General features: G+C 52.2%; 2 protein-coding genes. Both read left to right on the top strand.

Annotated features, from left to right (window positions below; all coding sequences use genetic code 11):
• On the top strand, nucleotides 1-1,100 hold a 1,100-nt coding region (locus BM231_RS26490), incomplete at its 5' end, for a ShlB/FhaC/HecB family hemolysin secretion/activation protein (protein WP_159438006.1).
• 27 nt (nucleotides 1,101-1,127) lie between these two features.
• Nucleotides 1,128-8,653 (top strand): two-partner secretion domain-containing protein (locus tag BM231_RS26485; protein WP_159438005.1); only part of this gene is annotated, 7,526 nt, incomplete at its 3' end.

Raw genomic sequence — 8,653 nt, 5'->3', positions numbered from 1 at the left:
CCATCGGCAGCAGCCGGGTCTTTATTGATGTTCAAGACACCTACGCAGCCAATATATCTACTCAGCTCAACAACGAAGGTTCAAAGTCAACAGGGCGCCATCAACTCTCTGGGTCTGTTACCCTCGAAGACACCTTGGGCTTTTATGAGAGCCTGACAGTCAGTGCGAAGACCACACTGGATTATCTGGATCGCAATGTCTATTCACGCTCGATCAACGGATATGCCTCAATTCCCTGGCATTACCTAACACTGTCTGTGAGCGGTTCCTTCCAGCAATATGCATCAGAGGTAACGTCTGCAGTTCAAAGTTTTGGCTATAACGGAGACAGCTGGGAAGCACGTTTGGGCGCTGATTTTGTTGCCTATCGCGATAAGACCAATCAGTTTCTTTTGAGTGCCGGTCTCACTTTGAAAGAAAGCCGCAACTTCGTTACAGGCAGATACATTGATACATCCAGCAAGCGGCTTTCTATTGTCGATGTGTCCGGAGCATGGACAGGTCAGGTCTTTCAAGGGGCAGGAAACGTCAAATTATCCTGGCGTCAGGGCATTGATGCGTTTGCCGCACACTCAGACACTATTTTCAGTAAGGGTACTCCAAGAGGGCAGTTTTCCGAAGTGGAGCTATCTGCCTCATGGCGCAAGGGCTGGCAAACCCAAAACGGACCACTAGGTCTATCCTTCAAAGGCTTCGCCTCAGCCTCTCCACATACGCTGGTTGCCAGCGAACGGGTTGGTCTTGGAGGTCCTGGCAGTGTACGCGGATTTCGTGATGACAGTCTGTCGGGTGATATTGGCGGTTATCTGCAAACAGAAGTATCGTGGTCTCCAGATATTTCCTCTTTTCCGCAGGTTTTGCAGAAGGCTCTCGGTCGGCCGCAGTTGTTTGCAGGTCTTGATGGTGGCCGGATCGCCTTTGATGGTCACGATCCCAATGAAGGCGGGGGAATGGCGGGTAGTGTTTTAGGACTGCGCCTGTCTGGTGGTTTGTTATCCGGCCAACTTGCCTATGAGCGCCCATTTTATCATCCCGAGTTTGTTTCTGCTCCGCAGCGCGGTTTTGTCCGGGCGCAACTACGCCTGAGCGCACAATTTTGATTATTAAGGTTTGTCATGAAGAAGTTTTTGAATTCGTTTTTTTGTGCAGCCTTTCTTACTCAAGGCATTATTCCAGCCTACGCACAAAGCCTCACGCCTGATCCAAACTCCAATACACCAGATGTTTTAGAAGCTCCCAATGGCGTGCCGGTGGTCAACATCGTTACGCCTACCAGCTCAGGTCTGTCACACAATAAGTTCCTTGACTTTAATGTGGGCAAAGACGGTCTGGTCCTGAATAACTCCACCCAGATGAGCCCGTCAGATCTTGGCGGGATAATTGAACAAAATCCCAACCTTAAAAACGGAGCGGCATCTCTCATCTTAAACGAGGTGACCTCCTCAAATCGGTCTTTGTTGCAAGGACCGACCGAGGTTCACGGTCAGGCAGCCAGCTATATTCTTGTCAATCCCAATGGCATGACCTGTAATGGCTGCGGGTTTATCAATATTCCCAGAGCAACTCTTTCAACTGGTGTCCCTCATGTTGAGAACGGAGTGCTTCAGGAGATTATTGTCGATCAAGGCTCTGTTACTATCGGTCCTGACGGTCTAAGCGCTCAGGAAACAGACTACTTTGATATCGTTGCACGCAGCATTGAGATTAATGGGCAAGTCAATGCGGGTGACTATCTGGGCCTGTTTGCAGGCCGCAATACTTATGATCCGACAACTGGTAAGATCACTGCTCGAACCGGTGACAGCTCTGACAAACCGGCGTTCGGCATCGATTCCTCAGCCCTTGGTGGCATGTATGCCGGCAGGATCACACTGGTTGGGACCGAAGACGGGGTGGGCGTGCGTACACCTGATAGTGTTGTCGCGGCCAGTGGCGGCTTTACGCTTGATGCATCTGGAAAGATCTCGCTGGGAGGCATAAACAGTGCTGGCCGGACACGCGTGCAGTCTAAGAAGAATGTGGAGGTGCGCAGCAGCTCAGTTGTTTATGCAGCCGATACATTAGAACTTGAAGCGGGAGGTGATATTGTCATCTCCTCACAGGCTGTGGTTGCAGCTGCTGGCAATGTCGCTCTGAGCGCCCAAAACATCTTTGCAAATGGCCGGGATATCGCAGCAGGGATTGATCGTCAGGGCAAGGCTCTTGAAGCAAAAGGGAAACTTGCATTCACAGCCCAGCAACACCTTCAGCTGGGCACGAACACCGTTCTTCGCGCCGGAAAGAACGCCTCCCTACAGGCGAAATCCATCAGTCAGCACGGCAAAATTAACGCTGAAGGCCGAGCTTCCATAACCGCTGGTAGCTACTCCTTTTCAGGGGCAAACGGCAAGCTCAGTGCCGGATCAATCCATATCAAAACCGCTGGTTCAGTTGTACTGGGAGCAGAAACACAAGGATTTCTGTCTAAATCTGATCTGAACATGACCAGCGGACAGATGTCTTTACTGGCAGATGTTTTTGCAAAAGACACGGTTACGTTGATCTCAAAAGACAAGCTTGTTGTCGGAAAGGCTTTGGAAGCGGACGGAGCCCTATCTATCACCGCAGGCAAAGCTCGTTTCCTGGAGCAGGCAAAAGTGCTTGCCAAAGGCAAGCTGGATCTGACCACAACAGCAGCTCTTTCTATCTCGGGGGCTCTGGAAAGTGCCAGTCATATGAGTCTTGAAAGTGGCGTGATGACACTTTCAAGCGGAGCCCGCGTGTTCGCCAAAGGCAATCTGGCGGGTTCTGTCTCTTCACTCCAAAGCACTGGCCTGTTTGCCTCCCTTAAAGACCTGACACTTTCAAGTGATGGGGATATACGGCTTGAAAATGACAGCTATCTTCACTCTTCAGGAACGGGCTCCTTCACAGTTGGCGGGGATCTGAGTGTCGGTGCCAAAGCTGCAGACCGCACGGCAACACTTTACACTGGCAGCGCTCTTGATCTGAGCATCGATGGTGCACTGACGCTCACAACCAAAACCTCAAGTCTAACCAGTGCACAATCTCTGGAGATCGATGCTGCACGCTTTGACGTGGCTGGGCAAATCCTCAGTGCAGACACGCTGGACCTGACTCTGACTGATGCAGGCACATCCAACCTTGCTGCCACTGGTAGAATTGCAAGCAACAATGCCCTGACATTACGCGGACTACGTAATGGCACACACCTTAACAATTCCGGAGAGCTTTACGGACAACAGGGTATTGATCTGCTGCTTGCGGGCAAGCTGATCAACAACAAGCCCGCCTCTCTCATCCGTTCTGATGAGGCATTGCGCCTTGTAGCACAACATATTGAAAATAACGGAACGCTTCAGGCCAACGATGAGCTGACGGTTGAAGCAAACGCTGGCGCTGTAACACAAAGTGCTTCAGGCCAGATGGTTAGCCTTGGCGGGGCCGTTGATTTGGATGCTTCAGGTCTCGTTCAACTGGCCGGTGTTACACAAGCTGCCACACACCTGGATCTGGATGCAGGGAGCAGCCTTATCGTTTCAGGTAGCCTTGAAGCCAAAGATGGACAAGCAACGATCCGTGTAGGAGACGCTCTTGCGCTGACAAGTGGAAGTGCCATTTCTGCTTCCGGCCTTTTGGATGTTCAAGTTGGCAGCATTGACAGTGAGGGAATGTTGAGCGGTGCTGCTGCGACCATTAAAAGCCTAAGCGGCGGTATTACCATCAGCGCTGCAGGGACTGTTCAGTCTGAACAAAGCAATTTGAGCCTGACGTCTGCTGCTGCCATCGATCATCAGGGCAAGATCATTTCTCTTGGTCAGCTCTCCATCAAGGCAGCGCAAGCCTACACCCAGCGAGGTGATCTGGCGCAAACAAAAGCCAAGGCTGCCCTTGATATCAGTGCGGCCAGCGTGACGATAGCTGGTGAGGTCACAGGCCTGGAAAGCGTCAGCTTAAGTGCGCGCAATGGTGCTCTCACAGTTCTCACTGGTGCGGCACTGTCTTCCTCCGGGGACATGGATCTTGTGGCAGCACGAGCTATTGATATTACGCAGAACACAACGCTCACCAGCGTCAAATCCATCACTCTTGAAGGAGCTAGCCTGACAACATCAGGTCTGATGGAAGCTAATGACACCATCATGCTCACAGCGCGCGAGGACGGGTTGACGAACTCTGGCACCTTGAAGGCCAATCTGGCCGGAGAAGCAGGACGCACGCAGGAGTATGGACTTAAACTTTACCTCAAGGGCGATCTGGTCAACTCGGGAAATTTGACAAGCGGCAGCTCTGTCTTTGCTGCTTTTGACAATTACTCAGGATCCGGTTCCCTCAACAGCCTGACAGACATGGAGCTTGAGGGCAAAGGAGATATCACCGTCGGGTCTGGCGGAGAGATCCTCTCGAAAGGTGCCCTTGATCTGAAGGCTTCCGGGCTGAGCGTTTCTGGTTTGCTGGAGAGCTCAGGGGATATGATCCTGGACACCGGCGCATTGACGATCAGTGACAACGCGCAGGTGCTCTCTGGAGGAGACTTCTCCGGGACCATTGCTTCTGTCCAAAGCGCAGGCATTTTTGCCTCTCTCTCTGACTTTACCTTAACCAGTTCCGGAAGTGTCACCCTTCAGGACGGCAGCTATCTTAAATCTTCTGGTACAGGCCTCTTAAAGGTCGGCGGTGATCTGGTTGTTGGAGCCAGATCTCCTGAGCATATCGCCACACTTTACGGGGCTGGCGCGCTGAGTATCACGGCTGATGGCACTGTTCACTTGAACGATGAGACGGCCTCAGTCGCCACCCCGGATACACTGGCCCTGAAAGCTGGAAGGCTTGCCAATGACGGCCAGATCCTGAGCAACGGCAATCTGGACCTGACACTGACAAAAGCAGGTCGGTCCAGCCTTGGTGGCAGCGGTAAACTGGCCAGCAACGATGGGACACTTACACTGCAAGGCCTAAGTGCTGGCACTCATCTGGAAAATGCTGGTCAGATCTATGGCGAGCGAGGTCTTGACTTACGTCTTCGCGGCAAGTTGGAAAATTCAGGAGCAGCCTCTCTCATTCGCTCAAAGGCCCAACTAAATATCACCGCTGATGAGATCGTAACAGCAGGCACGCTGCAGGCTCAAGATGAGCTGATCGTGGAAGCGAAATCTGGCACGCTCATTCAGAGCAGTTCAGGTCAGATGGTCAGCCTTGCCAACTTTGTTGATATTGACGGAGCCGGTCAAGTCCAGCTGGGAGGCATCACCCAGGCAGCTACTTACCTGTCACTTGATGCGGGAGCAGACCTTGCCATCTCCGGGAGCGCCGCCTCATTGGCAGGGGATACCATTATACGTACATCCCAGAGTTTCACGCAGGCACAAGGCAGTGTGATCTCAACCTCTAACTTGATGGATGTGGAAGCTACCAGTTTGGAGGTTGGCGGAACTTTGAGCGGGGCGACCACAACCGTTCAAAGCCTGAGCGGTAACATTGCAATTGATTCAGCCGGCATCATCCAGTCAAAACAAGGCGACTTGGGCCTGACCTCTGCTGGGGCTGTTGATCATCAGGGCAAGATCATCTCTCTTGGTCAGCTCTCCATCAATGCAGCGCAAGCCTACACCCAGCACGGTGATCTGGCCCAGTCACAAGCCAAAGATGCCCTTAATATTAATGCGGCGAGCATGACGATAGCTGGTGAGGTCACTGGTCTGGAAAACGTCAGCTTAAGCGCGCGTACCGGTCAGCTTAATATCCAAACAGGAGCAGAGCTGTATGCCTCCGGGGACATGGACCTTGTCGCGGCACAAGCTCTTGATATCGCGAGCAACACAACACTCACCAGTGCTAAATCTATTTCTCTTGATGCTGCTCGTCTCGCATCATCGGGTCTGATGGAAGCCAATGATACGATCTCAATTACAGCCCGCGATGGAGGAGTGACGAACTCTGGCATCTTGAAAGCCAATCTGGCCGGAGAGGCAGGACGCACGGGTGCATATGGATTAAAACTTTCCCTCAAGGGCGATCTGGTTAATACAGGCACACTTTATAGCGGCAGCTCTGTCTTTGCTGAATTTGGCAGTTACTCAGGAGCTGGATCTCTCAATAGCATCACAGACGTGGAGATTGACGCTGCTGGCGCTGTGACCATTGGTGCAGGCGGGCAAGTCATCGCCAAAGGCGCTCTTGATCTGGATAGTGCCTCGCTGCACGTGACAGGCTTGCTGGAAAGCACAGGCGATATGATCCTGAACACCGGCGCATTGACGATTGCTGACAACGCACGTGTGTTATCTGACGGCGATTTTACCGGAACCTCCTCCTCGGTCGATAATGCGGGTATTTTGGCATCTCTCTCTGATCTCACCTTAACCAGTTCCGGCAGCATCACTCTTCAGGACGGTAGTTATTTACAAGCGTTGGGCACAGGCACACTATCGGTTGGCAAGGACCTTTCCATCGGGAAACAGGTAGCTGGGCGTATCGCAACGCTTTATGGGGCTAGCGCGCTGAGTATCACGGCTGATGGCACCGTTCACTTGAGCGATGCTACAGCTTCAATCGCTACCCCGGATACACTGGTCCTTAAAGCTGGTGAGCTTGATAATGACGGCGAGATCCTGGGCAATGGTGATCTGGACCTGACATTGACAAAAGCAGGTAGGTCCAGCCTTGGTAGCAGCGGTAAAATTGCCAGTAACTATGGCAAACTTACACTGCGCGGCCTGAGTGCTGGTACTCATCTGGAAAATGCTGGTCAGATTTATGGCGACCAAGGTCTTGACCTGCAACTTCGTGGCAAGCTGGATAACTCAGGCACCACGTCTCTTGTTCGCTCTGATGCCAACTTAAACATTATAGCCGGCGAAATCACAAACACTGGTGTGTTGCAGGCTCAAAGTGAATTGAGGGTAGAGGCTAAAACCGGTGTCTTCACTCAGACCAGCTCCGGCCAGATGGTCAGCTTTGCCAGCTTTGTTGATATAGACAGCGCCGGGCAAGTCCAGCTGGGCGGGATCACCCAGGCAGGCACTTATCTCGCACTTGATGCAGGAGAGGACCTTATCCTCTCAGGCAGCGTGGCCACTCAAAGCGGCGATGCGATCATCAATGTATCTGGAAATCTGTTTCAGAGCACGGGCAGCGTTGTTTCTGTATCTGATCTTCTGGACATGAGTGCTGCCAGCATTGAAGCAAACGGGACCCTAAGTGGGGATACAACTGCACTTGAAAGCCTGAGCGGTGATATGACCATTGGTTCTGCGGGCATCATTCAGTCAAAGCAAGGGGATTTGACCCTGACCTCTGCTGGTGACGTTGATCATCAGGGGATCATGATCTCCCTTGGCGGGCTCACTCTTGATGCTGCTGGCAGTTTCATTCAGCATGGAAGTCATGCCCAGACAAAAGCGCAGAAAACACTTGGTATCAGCGCTAACACTATGTCTTTGGACGGAGAGCTTAAGGGGCTGCAGGGCGTGACACTGACAGCCCGTGGTGGGGATCTGAACCTTGTAGCCACAGCTGATATAAAGTCAGGGCGTGATTTACGCCTTGCTGCTGCCCAGGACCTGACTGTTGCAGGAGCCCTTTTCTCCGAAGGGAAAATGCTACTTGAGGCAAGTAGAAAGCTTGACGTTAAAACAGCAGGGACGATCACGTCTCTGGCAACGCTGGAACTGGACGGAGACAGTCTTTCAAATGCAGGCCTTCTTGAGGCTAACGATGCGATCACGCTGACAGCTCATGCAGGCGCTCTTACCAACTCTGGCCGTGTGAAGGCCAATCTGGCCGGAGAAGACAGCCGTATAGGTGAGTATGGGCTCAAACTCGCGCTTCAGGGCGATCTGATCAATACGGGAAGCCTTTATAGTGGCAGTTCCCTCCTTGCAGAATTTGATGATTATTCGGGAGCTGGTTCTCTTATCAGCATTGCTGATATGACCCTTGATGCTGATGGCGCAGTGGCGATTGCAACCGGTGGGCAGGTTCTTTCTCAAGGACGACTGGACCTGGAGGCAGATCTGCTGAACGTGTCTGGTTCGCTGGAGAGCGCAAAAGACATGATGCTTGAGGGCGAGGCGCTGACCATCAGCACAGGTTCCAAGATTGCCTCAGATCAACTCTTCTCTGCAACCCTTACCAAGGACGTGAGTGTTAAAAGCGCAGCAGAACTTTACGCAGATACAGTCACACTCAACGCCAGATCTCTCACCAACACCGGCAAAATCAGCGCTGGCAGCGCCTTAAGCCTTAGAGCAAGCAACACGCTTACCAACGGGCCGACAGCACAGATCTTGTCCAATGGCACGGTAAACCTTCAAGCCAAAACTCTTAACAATGACGGCACAATCAATTCTTCAAGCAGCACAACTGTCACACTCAGAAACACCGCTGATGCGTCACTGACCAACGCTGTTTCTGCGCGGCTGGAAAGCCTAGGCGAACTTACAATTTCTGGCCGGTCCGTTATCAACAACGGTCTTTTTTCTGGAGGGACCGGATTTACCTTCACCACAACCGGTGATGTCTCCATTGAAGAAAATGCTGTTTGGCAAAGCAAGTCAGGCACGCTCTTTCTTAGCGCAACCAACATTCACAATGAAGGTACCCTGGTCAGTGGTCAAGACCTGGCATTGCACAGCAATACGCTCGACAACGA

Origin of the sequence: Pseudovibrio ascidiaceicola (genome assembly GCF_900114245.1) — a bacterium.
In the GTDB taxonomy this organism is placed as follows: Bacteria; Pseudomonadota; Alphaproteobacteria; order Rhizobiales; family Stappiaceae; genus Pseudovibrio; species Pseudovibrio ascidiaceicola.
Note: the sequence above shows the minus strand (reverse complement) of the source record. Positions and strands in the feature narration are given on the sequence as shown.